This is a genomic window from Halobellus ordinarius (assembly GCF_031823395.1).
GTDB lineage: Archaea > Halobacteriota > Halobacteria > Halobacteriales > Haloferacaceae > Haloquadratum > Haloquadratum ordinarius.
The window spans coordinates 39,152-56,070 of record NZ_JAVQKJ010000006.1 but is presented as its reverse complement, the minus strand read 5'-3'; the positions used below and the strand labels follow the sequence as shown (position 1 = coordinate 56,070).

The window sequence follows — 16,919 nt, the reverse complement described above, 5'->3', positions numbered from 1 at the left end:
GCGACGTTCCGGCTGGACTTACGAGTTCCTGGGAAGGAGCGTCCGGATACTTACCCGACCAGTGGATCCCACCGGAACTTCGCGAGGACACCGGCGAAGTCGACGCAGCGGCAGCAGGAGAACTGCCGGATCTGGTATCGACCGACGACGTCCGGGGCGATTTGCAACTCCACACCGAGTACTCCGACGGGACCCACAGCGTCCGCGAGATGGCTGCCGCCGCCGACGAGCGGGGACCCGAGTACGTCCTCGTGACCGATCACGGTCCCCACGCTCCGATCCCGAGTACACTCGATTCGGCGGCTTTCGATGAGCAAAGAGCGGAGATCGAGGCGGTCGACGACGGCGTCGAGGTCACGATCCTCCAGGGCGTCGAAGCCGAGATCACCGAGAACGGACTGGAGATCCCTCCCGAGTGGTACGAGGCCTGCGACCTCGTGGTCGCGGGGATACACAGCCGACCGTCCGATCCCACCGAGCAGGTGATCCGGGCGCTCGAGGAGTTCCCGGTCGACGTCCTGGCACACCCGATAAACAGGCTAATCAACGAGCGCGATCCGCTGGAACTCGATCTGGACGCCGTCGCTCGAACGGCCGCTCGGGAGAACGTCGCCCTCGAAATCAACGGGCAACCCGAACGGCTGGACCTCGTCTGGCAGGCCGTCAAAGAGCATCGCGACACCGTCGCTTACGTCGTCTCGACGGACGCTCACACGACCAGCGAACTGGACTTTCTGCATCTGGGCGTCTCACAGGCCCGACGCGGCTGGTGCGAGCCGGAACACGTCCTCAATACGCGTTCGCTTTCGGACCTGCTGTCGTTCTTCGGGAGCTGACACCGTTACCGTCGACGACACTTCGGCGTGCACTCGACGACAAGGCCCGGAACACGGGGCGGGTCCGCAGTGCCCCGGAACGGCCAGACGACTTCGATCGCACCGGTCACTGAGCGGGTGAACCGATACGTTCGGCGTCCCGCCGGTTCGCCACGTGCAGCGCTGTCTCCCCCGAGGGGGTGAGCGAGACGATCACGCTCTCCACCAGTCGACGATACTCGCTTGTGTGCTTGCCGGAGTTACGGATGCGAGTCCCTTCTTCGAGCAGTCCGGCGTCGGTGAGGTGATCGAGTTTTCGGTAGGTCGTCGAGAGTGGTATGTCGCACGTTTCAGAAACCTCGGCCGCGGTGAGTGCGAAGTCGCTGGTCACATCGAGAATGTCGCGGCAGTCGGGGTCGTTGAGCGCCTCGAGGAGTACCTGAATCGCGGTTTCGTCTTCTACCCTACGGACGTGCTCCGCGGCTGGGTCGAGGTGATAGCCGATCGCAGGTGATGCCAGTGATAGTCCCATATACGTACGTTTGTCAGCCACCGGGAGGAAGGCGCACCCCCGATATCCGGGCAGGTTTATAAGAGATCGTCGAGGATTTTCGATTCCGCCGCAGTGAGATGTTCTCTGAAGGTGGATGGGTGGATGTCGAGTTCGGCGGCGACCTGCGTTGCGTTGGTCTCCCGCGGCCGCTCGAAGTATCCCATCTCGTGTGCGGCTTCGAGCACTTCGAGCTGGCGAGCCGTGATCCTGCTGCGATCCACCAGCACGCTGTCTCGGTCGTCCGCTTCCGTCGGCGACCGAACTAACCGCTTGATGTCCACGTCCGGAAACCGTTCGCGGAGTGCGCTGACGACCGCCTGGAGCTGATCGTACTCGGCCGCATAGAACACCACGGTAAGTGTGCCCTCCGCTGCGATGTATCGAGTGACCGGACATCCGTGGGCACCGAGACATTCGCACGGACAGCTTACCCCGTCGCCGTGCGTCAGCCGGTATCGGTGCGTCTCCCCGTCCGAGAAGACCCGCGTGACGTCGCCGTCCGGGACGTGGTCTTCGTCCGTCGAAAATTCGGTCACGCTCTCCGCACAGTCGGGCGGGCAGATGTTCGGCGATATCGAGTCGATCGTCGTCTGGGCCGCCCCCGAGAGTTCCACGATCGGACAGACGTCGACGGCGGGAATCTCGACTGTGGTTCGGATCCCGGTCGGCATAAATGTCCCTAGTGATCCTCGTGGCAGTGTATAATTATAGGGAGGTTACGATGGGTCGATCGTGCGGACGCACGCCGCGGAAGCGCTGAAGCGAGGGTGTCCGGGGAGATACTGAAGCGAGGGTGTCCGGGGAGATACTGAAGCGAGGGTGTCCGGAGAGATACTGAAGCGAGGGTGTCCGGAGAGATACTGAAGCGATGGTGCCCGGAGGGATCACGCCGAGTCAGACGTCGGGTTTCGGAAGAAGGCGTCGGGCGTCACGGTCGCCCCACAGATGACACATCCCTGCTCGACGAGTTCGTCTTTCATCGACTCGTTCACCACCAGCCGTTCGCGGCATTCGACGCAGACGAAGACGTACTCTCCTCCTTCTGCGCTGTTCATCGTGTATTATGATATACGATCCCAAACTAAATCATCCCCTACTTTTCCAAGCGCGTGAGAACGCCGCGCCCCGTCGGCCCGACGCCAGATAGAAAGAACAAAACGCCACAGTGACGAATCCGCAGATATGCACACCGTCAGATTCAGAGACCCGGCCGGATCGACCCGACACGGCGAGTGGCACGGCGATCACGTCTCCTTCGGCGGGCGGACGTACGACCTCGACGAAATCGACGTGCTCCCCCCGAGTGAGCCCTCGAAAATCGTCTGTATCGGCCGCAACTACGCCGACCACGCCGCGGAGATGGACAACGAGATCCCCGACCGTCCACTCCTCTTTCTCAAACCCCCGAACGCGGTGTCGGGCCACAACGACACGGTGACGCTGCCGGCCGGCAAGGAACGGATCGACCACGAGGCCGAGATCGCGGTCGTGATCGGCGATGCGGCACGAAACGTCGCGGCTGACGAGGCGATGGAGTACGTCGCAGGCTTCACCTGCCTGAACGATCTCTCGAACCGCGACGACCAGCGGCAGGAAACAAACTGGGTCCGGGGGAAGGCCTTCGACAACGCCGCGCCGATCGGCCCGGTCGTCGCCTCTCCCGACGAGGTGCCCGAGGACGCGACGATCGAACTCCGCGTCAACGGCGAGACGCGCCAGTCCTCCTCGCGTGACCACCTGGCGTTTTCGGTCCCCGATCTCATCGAGGAGATCACGACCTACCTGACGCTCGAACCGGGCGACGTCATCGCGACCGGCACGCCCGCCGGCGTCGCACCGCTCGAAGACGGCGACCACGTCGAGGTCGAACTCGAAGGCGTCGGCGTCCTCGAACACGACATCCGGATTCCGTAGCGGCGCCATCCCGAAAGGCAACCCCTAAGTTTAGGCTAACCTAATCCGGGGGCGTGGAACTGACGCGACGCGACGCGCTGGCGGCACTGTCGGCCGCGGGGGCCACCGTCGGGGCAGGCGTACTCGTCGGCCGCCTGGACCCGCCACGGGCAGACGCGGGCGCGGCCGACGCTCAGGACTCGAATCCGAGGGATTCGCCGGACCTCTCGGCCGATCTCCTCGATTTACTGGATGCGGCCGCCGAAGTCGTCTATCCAGACGACGTCGAGGGCCGCCGGGCGTTCGTCGAGACGTACGTCCTGGGGCGCGTCGAGAACCGCCCGGCGTACCGCGACGGATTGCACGAAGCCGCCGCCCAGTTGGACGCGACCGCCCGCGACTGGCACGGAACGGCCTACGCAGACCTCGAACCCGACACGAGAGACCAGTTGCTCCGCGATCTGGGCGTCGAAACCGCCGATCCGGATCCCGAGGGACCGATCACCGACCGGATCCGATTTTACGTCGTCAACGACCTCCTCTTCGCGTTCTACTCGTCGCCGACTGGGGGACGGCTGGTCGGTATCGAGAACCCGATCGGCCACCCTGGCGGGATCGAGAGCTACCAGCGGGCGTCGATGGAGGAGACGCCGGGCGGAACAACGAGTGGTGGCGACGGTGAGTGATCGCCGCCGGGCCCGCAGTCAAGACGACGGCGGCGCCGGCGACGGAGTCGACCGCACCCCGTCGTCGCGGGCGGACGTCTGCATCGTCGGGGCGGGTCCCGCGGGCGCACTCGTCGCTCATCGACTCGCGGCGGCGGGTGCGGACGTGGTTGTACTCGAGGCTGGCCCCCGATTCGACATCTCGCGGCGGACCGAAGCGCAGGAGCGCCACATCCGCCCCGGGATGGGTGACCCCTGGGAGATGGGCGGGCCGCGGGATGCCTACAGCACCGCCGGCCGGGAGTACCCGCTAAACGCTGCGCGGGTGAAGGGCGTCGGCGGCTCGACCCTCCACTGGCAAGGGATGGTGATGCGGCTGCACGAGCGGGACTTCGAGCTGGCGACCCGGCACGGTGTCGGCACTGATTGGCCGATCGACTACGCGGACCTGCGGCCCTACTACGCAACGGCCGAGCGCGCGCTGGGCGTCGCGGGCGCGATGGACAACCCCTACGCGCCGCCGCGGGAGGAGCCGTTTCCTCTCCCGGCGTTTCCGCCCTCCTACTCGGATTCGCTCTTTGCAGAAGCCTGCGAGCGCCTGGAGCTCGATATGCACTCGGTTCCGAACGCTCGCAACCCAGAACCGTACGACGGGCGCGCGGCCTGCCAGGGATACGGGACGTGTAAACCGGTCTGTCCCTCCGGGGCGAAGTACACCGCCGAATCGCACATCGAGAAGGCGAGAGCGGCCGGCGCACGCATCGTCGACCGCGTTCCCGTTCAGCGGTTGGAACACGACGAACGCGGGGAGACGATCGAGGCGGCGGTGTACGCGACGCCCGATGGGACCGAACACCGGCAGCCCGCCGGGCAGTTCGTCCTCGCCTGCGGCGGCGTCGAAAACGCCCGACTGCTCCTCCTCTCGGAGTCTGACCAGTATCCCGACGGACTGGCGAACTCCTCAGACGCGGTCGGCCGGTTCTTTATGGACCATTTGTTCGCGGGGGCCGGCGGGCGGCTCGACGAGCCGACGCGCCAGAACCACGTCGGGTTCAACACCAGCGAATGCCACCAGTTTTACGACGATACCGGCCCCGTGGAAGGCGTCAAACTCGAATTTCTCAACTACGCCGGCCCGTCACCGGTGATCGAGGCGCTCGGCGCCGACACGTGGGGCGACGAACTCCTGGATCGACTCCGCGAGTCCTACGGGACCCACGTCGCGATCGGTGGTCTCGTCGAGCAACTCCCGGACGCCGAAAACCGGATCACGCTCGATCCGGACCGCCGCGACGACCACGGGAACCCGGTCCCGAACGTCGAGTGGTCGCTGTCGGATCGGACGAAGCGGGCGATCCGCCGCGCCAACGAGATCCAGCACGCGATCCTCGAAGAACTCGGCGCGTCGATCGAGTGGACCGTCGGCCCGGATGCCACCGGGCCGGCGTTCCACCAGATGGGGACGACGCGGATGGGGGAGGATCCCGAACGGAGCGTCGTCGACGCCGACTGCCGGACGCACGACCTCTCGAACCTCTGGATCGTCGGTTCGTCGGTGTTCCCGACGGGCGGGGCGATGAACCCCACGCTTACGATCGCTGCGCTGTCGCTCCGGGCGGCGACGGCGATCGAGGAATCGCTGTAGGTCATCGCCGACGACTCGGAGACGGATTCGCCGTCTCCACCGATCCGAGACGTACCCTTCAAGACCCGCGGGCAACTGCGTACGTGTATGCAACCCAGGGACCTCTCCGCACACGAAGCGTACGTACCCGGACGCGGGACCGAGGAGGTGGCCCGCGATCTCGGGATGGACCCCGAGGAACTGACGAAACTGTCGTCCAACGAGAACCCGCACGGCCCGAGCCCGGACGCCGTCGCGGCGGTCGAAGCCGCCGCCGCGGACGTGAACGTCTACCCGAAGGCCTCCCACACGGATCTCACCGATCGGATCGCCGAGAAGTGGGAGATCGACGCCAAACAAGTGTGGGTCAGCGCCGGCGCCGACGGCGCGATCGACTACCTCTCGCGTGCCTTCCTGGAACCCGGCGACGAGATTCTCGCCCCCGATCCCGGCTTCTCGTATTACCCGATGTCGGCGCGGTACCACCACGGCGAGGTGTCGACGTATCCGCTCTCGAAGGCTGAAGACTTCGAGCAGACCGCCGAAGGCGTCCTGTCGTCGTACGACGGCGAGCGAATCGTCTTCGTGACGACCCCACACAACCCGACCGGAGCAGTACTCGACGGCGAGGAGATCCGGACCCTCGCGGAACGCGTTCACGACCAGACGCTCGTCGTCGTCGACGAGGCCTACGCCGAATACGCCGAGGAACCGTCGGCGATCGATCTCCTCGGCGAGTACGACAACGTCGCGGTCCTCCGGACCTTCTCGAAGGCCTACGGTCTCGCCGGATTGCGAATCGGCTACGCGGCCGTCCCCCGCGAGTGGGCGGAGGTCTACGCGCGAGTGAACACTCCCTTCGCCGCCAACGAGGTGGCCTGCCGCGCCGCGCTCGCGGCGCTCGACGACGACGACCACCTCGAACGCTCTGTCGAAACCGCACGCTGGTCTCGCGAGTATCTCCGCGAGGAACTGGACGTGCCGACGTGGCCCTCGGGCGGCAACTTCGTGCTCTGTGCGGTCGGCGACGCCTCAGCCGTCGCCGACGCCTCCCAGCGGCGCGGCGTCATCGTCCGCGACACCTCCAGTTTCGGCCTCCCCGAGTGTATCCGGGTCTCTTGCGGGACCCGCGAGGAGACACGCCGGGCGGTCGAGGTGATCAACGACGTCGTCGCTGACATCCGACCGGAGGCCGTCGAACCGTGACCCGGGTCGCGCTCAGCGGGACGCCGGGAACGGGAAAGACCTCGGTCTCCGAGGCAGTCGAAGCGCGGACGGACGTCGAGGTGATCCACCTCAACGAGGTGGTCCGCGAGAAGGACCTCGTGGCGGAACACGACCTCGACAGAGATTCGCTCGTCGCAGACATCGAGGCCGTGGGGGCGTGGCTCGACGACTATCGGAACGAGTCCGACGACGGGGGCGACCTCCTCGTGGAGTCGCACCTGTCTCACCTTCTCGACGTCGAGAAGGTGATCGTGCTCCGCTGTCACCCGGAGTCGCTGAAACCCCGGCTCCGCGAGCGCGGCGAATCGGAGGCGACGATTGCGGAGAACGCCGAGAGCGAGGCGCTGGATCTGATCCTCGCGGAAGCGGTCGAGATGCACGGCGAGGACTCGGTCTGGGAGATCAACACGACCGACCGAACGCCGGAGGCAGTGGCTGAGGATGTCGTCGCCGCTATCGAAGGAGAGCTAGCGCCGCGGGTCGGCGTCGTCGACTTCGTCGAATACCTATGAGTGCGGTCCACCTCGCTGGAGGGTTCCGATGACCTTAGATCAGTACCGCGGTCTCGCGGATCGGCTGTTGGAACCGTTCGTCGCCGTGGCGGACCGGCTGGGACTGAGTCCGGACGGCGTCAGCCTCGCCGCGTTCGGGTTCGCGGTCGCTGCCGGCGGCGCCTTTGCCGTCGGGTCGCCGCTGTGGTACGTTCTTGGTGCAGCGTGTGTGTTCGCGAACGGCTGGCTCGACCTCGTCGACGGGGCACTCGCCCGGGCGCAAGGTATCGAGAGCGACGGCGGCGACCTCCTCGATCACGTGCTGGACCGCTACGCCGACATCGCGATGCTCGTGGGGCTTGCAGCGGGTGTCGATGCGTACGCGCTGGGCCTGGCAGCGGTGACGGGCGTCCTGATGACCTCGTACCTCGGCACCCAGATCCAGGCCGTCGGACTCGGCCGGGCCTACGGCGGTCTGGTCGGACGGGCGGACCGGCTGGCGATCATCGGCGCGATGGCGGTCGTGGCGGCCGTCTCGCTTGCCGTCCCCGCTGTTCCCGCCAGTCCGCTCGGGCTCTCTCTCGTCGGCTGGCTCCTGGTCTTCTTCGCCGTGGTCGGTCACCTGACCGCGCTGCAGCGGTTCTGGGGTGCCTGGTCGGATCTCTAACAGACGGGTTACGAGCCGTTCGTGAGGGTTCTGATCCGGAGGGAGGAGATGCGTGTCCCCTCAGACGGATGAAGGCAAACAGTCGGCACACGTTTCGCTCCCCGCGTCGACGTGCCGAGCTACCGCTGCCCGACGCGGGGCCGTTCTCACGTCACGGTGAGCGGTGGCCGCGCACTCTGATATAAATCTCCGGACGAGCCTCCTGGTGCAGATCGGCGGGAGAACTCGATCGAAATGCCATCGCAGCGAGAGCGGCAGGAGCCGATGAGCCCGAAAGTCGGCAGTGGGATCCCACCGTCACACGCGGCACGCCGTCGGTGACCGCGAATTCGGACATCGAACGTCGACTCGGAGCCACGGCCAGACTAAACACGTTCTCTCTCGTACCCTCCGCTATGTCGATTACCGTAAAGTCGACAGACAAGACGGATACAGTGGATGTGACCGACGACGTCGCAGCCGAGGTCCCATCAGACCTCACCAGCGGCACCTGTACGGTGTTTGTCCAGCACACGACCGCGGGCGTCGTCGTCAACGAACGGGAGTCACGACTGCTGTCGGACATTGAAACCGCGCTCGGGCGGATCGTGCCGGACGAGGAGCGATACAGTCACGACGAGATCGACGACAACGCCGCCGCGCACCTCCGTGCGATTTTCCTCGGCGAGAGCGTGACCGTCCCCGTCGTCGACGGCGACCTCGATCTCGGACGCTGGCAGTCGATCCTGTTCGTCGAGTGCGACGGTCCTCGGACGCGAACAGTGGAGGTCACGACGACCCCGGCGGCCAGCGATTGACGGTGATTGCAGCGCAGCCGACAGAGACCCGACTATAGTAGCGTTTGCAAGTCTTCACTCATCCGATCGCACGACTGCGTGCGATCGAATGAGCAATAAGTTGCAAACGCTACTATAGCGATCCTCATCGAGGGAAAACGAGCTGATGTGGGTGGTTTCAGAAGTCGTAGCGGCTAATCGTCCGCGACCGAGGCGGTCGCCGAGAGATCAGGGCTGACTTTCGACTGCTCCGAAATCCGCGTCCACGTCAGTTCCCCGTCGTAGTGGAACGCCCGGTGATCCTGCGTCGGATCGACGACCGTCAAGGAGAGCCAGTGGTTGTCCAGCAGCTCGATCAGCTGGTCGTGTTCCGAGAGAACTGCAGTCACGCGGTCGACCGGCGCGTGGATGACAGTCGAGAGCCGGAGCGGCTGGTGGTAGGGCTCGTCGTCGGTGCTCCGGAGGGACTGCAGCGGCAGGCCCCCCATCAGATCGCCGCCGTTGCCCTGGTAGACGCCGACGTTGCCGACGGGATTGTGCGTCACCTTCGAGCCACTCCCGTAGACGGCGTTGTCGACGGTCGCGAAGTAATACTGCGTGTTGATCCACTGGGTGACCACCATCGGGCCGGTCAGGATCGCCTCCAGCGCGTCGCCGTCGGGGTCGGTCCGCCAGTCGTAGGAATGGAGGAAGGACCGACCGTCCAGATCGAGGCCGTCGGTCAGCGGACGGGGTCCGACGACGAACCCCGCGTTTCCGGCGAGGCCCCACTCGGGCCGCGTCTCCGCCCAGTCGGCGGCACGACGCCGGGTCTCGCGAACTCCCGAGTCAGTCTCGGCGCCCATATCACCAGCCCGCTCTGCGGCCGCACCGGCGCGTGCGACGTCGAGGTCGGCACGCAGTTGTTCGATGTCGTTGGCGTGGGTCTCGGGGACGTCTCCCGCATACAGTTCCACCTCGTCGGTCGTCGTGTTGTGTTCGCCCGCGACGAAGACCGTATCCTCCGGGACGTCGATCCCGCGCTCGCGGAGTTCACGCCCCACCGCGTCCTCGTTGCAGATTGTCGCCAGGACACGGGCGTTCGGGCCCCCCGGATTACCGGCGCAGGCGCCGCAGTCGAGACTGGAATCGAAGGGGTTGTTCGCGGTCTGGCTGGCGTGCCCGGCGAAGACGAACACCCTGGCGAACTCCTCGATCCCCATCAGCTCGAAGGCCGTCGCGGCGTACTCGACCTTCTCGTCGAGCGTCAGGCCCGCGGGCAGGTCCCCTGCCGAGCCCGGATCGTGATCGACTGCCGGCGCACAGAAGTCCGCTTCGTTGGGGACGTGGGCGTCCTTCCTGTCGAGGAAGCCGGCGAAGCCTGCGGGGCTTAGTGTCCGAACGGCCAGCGCAAGCCCGTATCCGACACCGGTGCTTTCGACGAAGCTGAACGCCGTCGCGGCGTTGGACTTGAGGCTCTTGATCGCAGATTTTCCGACCTGTAGCGCGCTCTGCCAGCGATCGTACGCCCCCCGTGTCTCGTCGGTCGTCTGCTGCGGCCGGTCGCTGATCCGGTGTTCCGCGTCGAGGATCGGTGGACAGGCGTCCACGCTCACGTCCGAATCGTACCCCGTATAGCGCATCGGAATCCCGAAGAAGCCGGCGTAGCCGTGGGTCTCGTAGTTGCCGGCGGATTCGACGTGACGCCGGATGATCTCAGAGCGCGTATCGATGCAGAAGACCAACTGCGCGTCCGGACGGTCCCCGCCACGAGCGTCGTCGAACGACGCACTCGCGTCGGTGAGCGGCTCGACGAGTTCCGCGCGGTAGCTCGCTTCCCACGCGTTCAGCCAGACCTCGGGCAGCGGCACGCGGTCCGCGTCCGCTCCGTCAGCCGCCTCGGCTTCTGGGGCCTCGCTCGGAGCGAGCGGTGCATCGAACTGATCGGCGAGCACCAGCCGAACTGCGAGGTAGCCGGGGAGCGTAATTGGGTACGTCAACTGCCACTCGTCGCCGTCGGCCGCGCGCTGTTTAATGAATCCCGTCCACCCCGGGAGGCCCGCGAGGTGGAACTCGAAGATGTCCACCCACTGACCGACGGGGTAGTCGGTGAGCCTGTCGCGAACCGCCTCGATGGGATCCGCCGGGAGCGTCGCGAGCGCGCGGCTGTCGGGGATGTTGCTGTCGTAGGGGGAGACGCCCCGGAACGCCTCGTAGAACCCCAGTTCGCGGTTCGGCATCTCCCAGGCCGCCCGTCCCTGATCGAGGAAGGCTGCCAGCCACTTCGTCAGGACAGCCTCGACCTGCTCCGTTTCGGGGGCCGTTTCTGACGTGCTGTTCGGCTCTGCGGCAGCCAGCCGGTCCAGCGAGGTCTCGGGATCCAGTTCGTACCCGTTGGACCGAAGTCCCCGCTGGACCTCCTGCGGCTCAATCCGGCCGGCGTCCCAGGCTTCCCGGAACACGTCGGCGCTCGGGTAGCCGTCGCCACCGAGCACCTGCTCTGCGGCCTCGACGGCCTCGTGGAATGGCTGGTCTTCGAAGCCGGCCAGCGGGTTTGCCGTCACGAACGAGTGCAGCGGCCAGACCGACCCGACCGATTCGGCCGCCGATTCGATTTCCTCCTCGATTGCGAAATCAGTACTCATTGTATTCCTCCGTCGCGGTCAGTAGGGTTTCGGCTGGTGGCTGGGTCGCGTTCACGAGCGCAACGTACAGGCGCCGGCTGCGTGTGTAGATCCCGGTCTCGATCGCGACGTACGCCGCGACGAACGCGACGGCGACGACCCCGTGTATGACCGTCAACTCCGCCGGTTGCCCGACCGCGGGCAGCCCAGCCAGGAGCCCGGTGATCGCGCGGTAGACGGTGGCGTAGACCACAACTGCCGGCAGCACGACAAGGGGGAGGGCTCCGTACCGGAGCGAGGTCGGAAGCGAGGCCCCTGTGACGACCTCGCGGCCAGCGTGGACCACGGTCAGGACGACGATGAACGTGAGCAGCAGTCCACTGTCGAGTTTCGTTCCCTTGCCCGTGAGCGCGGCGAAGAGGCCGCCGCCGACGACCGCGGTGAGACCGATAACGACCACGTCGACGGCGCCTAAGGCCCCCGTCGATTTCGTCTGCCGGGGGCTCTCGTGGTGGATCCGGCTTCCGGACACGAGGAACTGATAGGCCTTGTAGAAGCCGTGCAGGATGAGGTGTGTGACAGCCGCTCCGAAGAAGCCGAGTCCGGCCTGGAGGATCATAAAGCCCATCTGCCCGATCGTCGAACAGCCGAGTTGGCCTTTGATATCCGTCTGAACGGTCTTCAGGAGCTTTCCGCCCAGCGCACTCGCCGCCCCGATCCCGACGATGGCCAGCATCACGCCGGCGTCGACGGTGACGACGGGCGCAAACCGCGTGAGCAGAACCCCGCCGGCGTTGACAAAGCCAGCGTGCATCAGCGCCGAGGCGGGCGTGGGGGCCGTCATCGACGAAAGCAACCACGTGTGGAACGGAAGCAGCGCCGACTGGATCATCGCCGCTAGCACCAGGGCACCGGCACCCGACAGCAGAATCGTCGACGGCGTCGTTGCGGTGGCGGAGAGGGCTCCGGAGATCGTCGTGGCCCCGGTTCCCCACCAAAGCACCGCGAGGGCCCCTCCGAGGACCGCGCTACTTGCCACGAAGTACCGACGCGCCAGCGAGGCTGCGGACTGCGCCTGTGGCCAGTTCTCGACGTGGCCGATCAGGTCGGCCATCACGAGCCCCATCGCGAGCCAGGCCAGGCCGAACACCGCCAGGTGGTCGGCCGCGACGAGAACCATCACCACCAGCGTGAACGCGAACACGCGGCCGAAAAACCGGTCTATCGTGCGACTGCCGGCCAGGTAGCGCCGCGAGTAGCTGTGGACGATCCCGCTGAAGAACGTGACGGTCAGCCACATCACGACCGTCAGTCCGTCGACCTTCGCGAGGCCCGCGATCTCCCACCCACCGGTGTTTCGGAGAAACACAACCACTGCAGCACAACTCAGCACCCACAGCGCCCAGACGACTTTCGTCAGGACCGCGGGGACGCGTGAGTCGTCCGTCCGCGGGGTCGGAAGCTGTCCCACCGTCGTCGACTGCGTGTTTCCTCCCATCGTTTGATCCGTCTGCGACCGACAACTCCGCCCCGGATGGTCTCGCATCCGGATGCCGACTATCGGTCGCGATTACCAGCAATACGAACAGAATAGCTAATAAATCTATCTATATTACCAGATCGTTCTTCAAACTCCGATTATAGAACATTATGGTTTTGTCCGGTCGATCGGCCGTTCCAGAAACCAATAGCCGAATTGGATGGGCGCGTTTCCGGTGGGGAGACCCTCACAGCGGGCTATCAGATCATCGCTGGCGACTCGAATTCGCCAGAGGCGTCTCAACCCAGAGAAGTCTCACGGGACGTCGCTGGGAAACAAAGATACCGCTTCGTTCGTTTTCTCTCGTCAGTAAATCATATCGTTACGGCGGCCGGGTTTCCAGTATGGAAGAAATCGCCGGGACGGTTCTCGCCGGTGAATCGTTCGAGCCGGTTCGTGGCCGCGTGGTGATCGATAACGGCCGCATCACGGCTGTCGAAGAGGCGGAGACGACCTCCCAGTCGATCATCCTGCCAGCGTTCGTCAACGCGCACACGCACCTGGGTGACTCGGTCGCCAAAGAGGCCGCCGTCGGCCGCTCACTCGACGAGGCGGTGGCCCCACCCGACAGCCTGAAGCACCGTCGGCTGGCGGCCGCGGATCCGGCAGAACTGGTGGCTGCGATGCACCGGACGCTCCGATATATGCAACGGACGGGCACGGTCTCGTGTCTGGATTTCCGAGAATCGGGAATCCCTGGCGCTCGGGCACTACGGGACGCTGCAGAATCGGTCGACCTCGACCCGTTTATTTTCGGCTCCGGAGACGCGTCAGTTCTCGACGTTGCGGACGGATACGGTGCCAGCGGTGCCAACGACGACGATTTTCGCTCGGAGCGCGCTGCCGCCGCGGAGCGGAACCGGCCGTTTGCGATCCACGCCGGCGAACCGGATCCGACGGATATCGACCCTGCGCTCGATTTGGATCCTGACTTGCTCGTCCATATGGTACACGCGGAGCAGTCCCACCTCGACCGAGTTGCCGAGCAGGAGGTTCCGGTCGCGGTCTGTCCCCGTGCGAACGCCGTCCTCGACGTCGGTCGCCCGCCGATACGGGAGTTACTCGATCACACGACCGTCGCCCTGGGGACGGACAACGTGATGCTGAATCCGCCGTCGATGTTCCGAGAGATGGCCTTCACCGCGAAGCAGTTCGACGTGACCGCCCGAGAAGTGCTGCAGATGGCAACGAGCGCCGGTGCCGATATCATCGGCCGCGAGAGTGGGATGATTGCATCCGGGCGACCGGCAGCGCTCGTCGTGCTCGATGGTGATTCGGACAATTTGACTGGCACGACCGACCCGGTGGAGGCGGTCGTCCGTCGGGCGACCGCGCTGGATATCGAGCGAGTCCTTATTTAGGGGATTTCTCCCGGGACGTCTCGGGATCGAATTTGCCGAAGGGTGTCGTCTCGTGACTCCGGACGAGGACCTCGTCGGCCACCGTCAGCCCCATCTCGAGCAGTTCCTGTGCGACCGGAGTGATGTCGTTGTCCGATTCGCCGACCGCCGTCACGAGGAGATTCTGATCGCCGGTGACGAGTTCCTGAACCGAGACGACGCCGTCGATCTCGAGGATGTCGGGCACGATGTCGCCGCGTTCGGGGATTGACGCTGTACAGAAAAGCAACATTCGGAGCGGGTACCCGGAGCGCTGATAGTCGACCTCGGCACTGTAGCCTTTGATCACTTCCTCCGATTCGAGCCGTTGGATGCGCTTGCGGACGGTACTGCTGGAGGTCCCGGTCCGATCTGCGATCTCCCCCGACGACATATTTCTGGCATCCTCCTGCAGCGCATACAGGATCGCTCTGTCGACGTCGTCGATATCCTGATCACTCATAGGTGTACGTCCGCAGCACGGATACTTTACCTTTGTACGTCTCCGAATCGGTCGGACTGATGCCTCTCTGCGTCGCCACCCGTTTCGAGATCACACGATACACCAAAGCACCAAATCGGACCGATCGAACCCTGCTGATACTGATTACTCTCACTGTTTACCGTCGAAGGCCACCCCCGTTGGCGGCGTTCGGCGGTAAGAGACGAGAGTAATCAGTATGAATCAGTGGAATTTGGTATAGCAGTCCCCAGTTCACTACTGGTGTCAACGGGAATTCCGAGACTCGGCGTGGTTAGCCGCCGAAACTGCTCAAGAACCCATCCGCGCTCTCCTCGTCTTCTTCCGACTGTTCGTCGCCCCCGCTCTCGGGGGCGCTATCGTCATCATCCGCCACCGCTTCCTCCGATTCCTCGTTTTCCTCCGCCTGGGAGGGCGTCTCGACGTGACACGAAACGGAGGCCGACTCGCCGTTCTGGGTCGTTTCGACTGCCCAGATCTGTCCACAGCCGAGCAGCGTCTCCCAGTTGTCGCCGGCCTTGCGGTCGACCGAGACCAGGATCTCGTCGGTTTCGGCATCGCGCCCGGCATATTCGATCCGGAGTAGTTCGCCGTACACTCGCAGTCCGGACGGCGAATCGAGTCGGGCCGGCGTCCGATCCGTCCGACCGTCGGGCCCCTCCACTACTACCTCGACCACCGGGACGTCTCCTTCCGGCTGCTCGATCGTCACCTCCAGGGCGTTGTCCGTCAGTTCTACCGCTGTCAGATCGATAAGCGAAGCCGAGCGACCAGTGGCTTCCGCTACCCGTTGTCGAAGCGGTTCGAGCGGGACCCTGATAGTGTCGCGTCGTGGCATCTCTTGGAGGTTCTACAGCGGGGGGACGTATGACTTCTCCGGCACGGGACTTGAGCAGGCGAGACTCGTCGTCACCCGACCGAAGATCGACCAGCTGCGGGCAAATAAATCACATACCGGTATATCAAATGGATCTCGAAGGGTGGAGTCCCAGGGTACACTCCCGAACCGAAGTCAGCGAACCAAGAGCGAACCAAGAGCGACCTGGAAGAAAAAACAGCGAGCGGAAACTACCAGGCCAAGTCGTGCAGCCCAGTCAGGAGCCTGTCGACGTCCGCAGGCGTGTTGTACACGTGGAGCGAGGCCCGAACCGCACCCTCGGGTTCGGGGAGTGACCGGACGACGACGTCGTACTCCGTGCGGAGCCCCTCGACGATCGATTCGGGGTCGTCGACGCGAACGGTCACCAGCCCCGATTCCGGATCCCGCGGGCTGATGAGCCGCCCGTCCGGAACGCCGTCGACGAACTGGGCCGCGAGATCGCCGATGTGTGATTCGATCGTATCGAGCCCGATAGACTCGATCAGATCGACCGACGCCGAGAGTGCAGCGTAGGGAGCGGGGTTCGTCGTCCCCACCTCGAACCGCGGCGCCCCGGGTTTCAGCGTGTAGTCGACGGCGCCCGAGTCCTCGACGCTCCGGTATCCGATCGCGGACGGCTGGAGGTCGGCGACGACCTCGCTATCGACGTAAAGGAAGCCGCCGCCCCAGAGTCCGAGCATCCACTTGTGACTCGCCATCGCAACGGCGTCTGCGCCCCAGTCGGTCACGTCGACGTCGTACTGCCCCGGGACCTGTACCGCGTCGACCAGGACGGACGCACCGGCGTCGTGGGCCTCGGCCGTCAGTTCGCCCACCGGCAGCCGCGTCCCGTAGTTCCAGGTCAGCGCGCTGAGACAGACGAGATCCGCATCCGCGATTGCGTCGCGGTAGGCGCCGCGGTCGATCCGGCCATCGGTCGTGGGAGCAATCCGCACCTCACACCCGCGGCGTTCGAGCCGCTGCCAGGGAAGGATCCCCGCAGGGTGTTCCAGATCCGTCCGGACGATGACGTCGCCCGGTTCCCATTCGAGTGCCGACGCGAAGCGGTTGATGCCGTCGGTCGTGCTCTGGGTCAGCGCGATCTCCTCGGTCTCGGCGCCGACGAAACTTGCCGCATCCGCGCGAACGTCGTCGTACAGATCGAACGCATGCGGGTAAGGACCCTCGTTGCTGGCTGCTTCCCACTCGTGGGCCTCGATCGCGTCCTGGGCAGCCTCTACGATCGGTCGCGGTGTCGGGCCGCTCGCGCCGGTGTTGAGATATCTGACGTCGTCGAATACGGGAACAGCCTCGCGAACTTCGGCAGGTGTCGTCATTGGATGCTG

Annotated in this window: 18 protein-coding genes; 9 read left to right on the top strand and 9 right to left on the bottom strand. The window is 65.2% G+C overall.

The window, feature by feature from the left end; genetic code table 11:
- Positions 1 to 50 precede the first annotated feature (50 nt).
- Complete coding sequence (locus RJT48_RS09395; protein ID WP_311172024.1) at positions 51 to 173, bottom strand: hypothetical protein; 123 nt, start codon at positions 171 to 173, stop codon at positions 51 to 53.
- Here RJT48_RS09395 and RJT48_RS09390 point away from each other — a divergent pair.
- Positions 162 to 836, top strand: coding sequence for a PHP domain-containing protein (locus RJT48_RS09390; protein ID WP_311172023.1), 675 nt, complete (start codon positions 162 to 164; stop codon positions 834 to 836). The two genes, RJT48_RS09395 and RJT48_RS09390, sit on opposite strands and share 12 nt — an antisense overlap.
- 106 nt (positions 837 to 942) lie before the next feature.
- Here RJT48_RS09390 and RJT48_RS09385 read toward each other — a convergent pair whose 3' ends face one another.
- The 3 genes from RJT48_RS09385 to RJT48_RS09375 form a co-directional block, all read right to left on the bottom strand.
- The gene (locus RJT48_RS09385) at positions 943 to 1,347 is read right to left on the bottom strand and encodes a helix-turn-helix domain-containing protein (protein WP_311172022.1); all 405 of its coding nucleotides are present in this window, start codon (positions 1,345 to 1,347) and stop codon (positions 943 to 945) included.
- 56 nt (positions 1,348 to 1,403) lie between these two features.
- Complete coding sequence (locus RJT48_RS09380; RefSeq protein ID WP_311172021.1) at positions 1,404 to 2,039, bottom strand: helix-turn-helix domain-containing protein; 636 nt, start codon at positions 2,037 to 2,039, stop codon at positions 1,404 to 1,406.
- A gap of 213 nt (positions 2,040 to 2,252) precedes the next feature.
- Positions 2,253 to 2,423: a DUF7560 family zinc ribbon protein gene (locus tag RJT48_RS09375; protein ID WP_311172020.1), complete on the bottom strand. Its 171-nt coding sequence runs from the start codon at positions 2,421 to 2,423 to the stop codon at positions 2,253 to 2,255.
- A 127-nt stretch (positions 2,424 to 2,550) separates the two neighbouring features.
- Here RJT48_RS09375 and RJT48_RS09370 point away from each other — a divergent pair, with 127 nt between their 5' ends.
- From RJT48_RS09370 to RJT48_RS09340, 7 genes are all read left to right on the top strand, one after another.
- On the top strand, positions 2,551 to 3,282 hold the full coding sequence (locus tag RJT48_RS09370; RefSeq protein WP_311172019.1) for a fumarylacetoacetate hydrolase family protein: 732 nt from the start codon (positions 2,551 to 2,553) through the stop codon (positions 3,280 to 3,282).
- A gap of 53 nt (positions 3,283 to 3,335) precedes the next feature.
- A complete protein-coding gene (locus RJT48_RS09365) occupies positions 3,336 to 3,947 on the top strand; it encodes a gluconate 2-dehydrogenase subunit 3 family protein (protein ID WP_311172018.1) in 612 nt (203 codons plus the stop codon).
- Positions 3,940 to 5,571, top strand: a complete 1,632-nt coding sequence (locus tag RJT48_RS09360) for a GMC family oxidoreductase (RefSeq protein WP_311172017.1) — start codon at positions 3,940 to 3,942, stop codon at positions 5,569 to 5,571. The genes RJT48_RS09365 and RJT48_RS09360 overlap by 8 nt, the downstream gene beginning before the upstream one ends.
- Positions 5,572 to 5,658: 87 nt before the next feature.
- A complete protein-coding gene (hisC, locus tag RJT48_RS09355; RefSeq protein ID WP_311172016.1) occupies positions 5,659 to 6,756 on the top strand; it encodes a histidinol-phosphate transaminase in 1,098 nt (365 codons plus the stop codon).
- Positions 6,753 to 7,289, top strand: a complete 537-nt coding sequence (locus tag RJT48_RS09350; RefSeq protein WP_311172015.1) for an adenylate kinase family protein — start codon at positions 6,753 to 6,755, stop codon at positions 7,287 to 7,289. Before hisC ends, RJT48_RS09350 begins: the two co-directional genes overlap by 4 nt.
- A gap of 28 nt (positions 7,290 to 7,317) precedes the next feature.
- Complete coding sequence (locus RJT48_RS09345; RefSeq protein ID WP_311172014.1) at positions 7,318 to 7,935, top strand: CDP-alcohol phosphatidyltransferase family protein; 618 nt, start codon at positions 7,318 to 7,320, stop codon at positions 7,933 to 7,935.
- Positions 7,936 to 8,330: 395 nt separating this feature from the next.
- Positions 8,331 to 8,732 (top strand): secondary thiamine-phosphate synthase enzyme YjbQ, encoded by a 402-nt coding sequence (locus tag RJT48_RS09340; RefSeq protein ID WP_311172013.1) that lies wholly within the window; start codon positions 8,331 to 8,333, stop codon positions 8,730 to 8,732.
- A gap of 173 nt (positions 8,733 to 8,905) precedes the next feature.
- On the opposite strand, the gene RJT48_RS09335 is transcribed toward RJT48_RS09340, so the two are convergent.
- Positions 8,906 to 11,335, bottom strand: coding sequence for a DUF2309 domain-containing protein (locus RJT48_RS09335; protein ID WP_311172012.1), 2,430 nt, complete (start codon positions 11,333 to 11,335; stop codon positions 8,906 to 8,908).
- A complete protein-coding gene (locus RJT48_RS09330; protein ID WP_311172011.1) occupies positions 11,325 to 12,812 on the bottom strand; it encodes a proton-conducting transporter transmembrane domain-containing protein in 1,488 nt (495 codons plus the stop codon). The genes RJT48_RS09335 and RJT48_RS09330 overlap by 11 nt, the downstream gene beginning before the upstream one ends.
- Positions 12,813 to 13,198: 386 nt before the next feature.
- On the opposite strand from RJT48_RS09330, the gene RJT48_RS09325 reads away from it, so the two are divergent.
- The gene (locus tag RJT48_RS09325) at positions 13,199 to 14,215 is read left to right on the top strand and encodes an amidohydrolase family protein (RefSeq protein ID WP_311172010.1); all 1,017 of its coding nucleotides are present in this window, start codon (positions 13,199 to 13,201) and stop codon (positions 14,213 to 14,215) included.
- On the opposite strand, the gene RJT48_RS09320 is transcribed toward RJT48_RS09325, so the two are convergent.
- The 3 genes from RJT48_RS09320 to RJT48_RS09310 all read right to left on the bottom strand — a co-directional run bounded on the left by RJT48_RS09320 (position 14,208) and on the right by RJT48_RS09310 (position 16,910).
- Positions 14,208 to 14,696, bottom strand: coding sequence for an Lrp/AsnC family transcriptional regulator (locus RJT48_RS09320; protein ID WP_311172009.1), 489 nt, complete (start codon positions 14,694 to 14,696; stop codon positions 14,208 to 14,210). The two genes, RJT48_RS09325 and RJT48_RS09320, sit on opposite strands and share 8 nt — an antisense overlap.
- 292 nt (positions 14,697 to 14,988) lie before the next feature.
- Entirely contained in the window at positions 14,989 to 15,552 is a 564-nt protein-coding gene (locus RJT48_RS09315; protein WP_311172008.1) for a hypothetical protein, read from the bottom strand.
- 230 nt (positions 15,553 to 15,782) lie between these two features.
- Entirely contained in the window at positions 15,783 to 16,910 is a 1,128-nt protein-coding gene (locus RJT48_RS09310) for an aminotransferase class V-fold PLP-dependent enzyme (RefSeq protein WP_311172007.1), read from the bottom strand.
- Positions 16,911 to 16,919 lie beyond the last annotated feature (9 nt).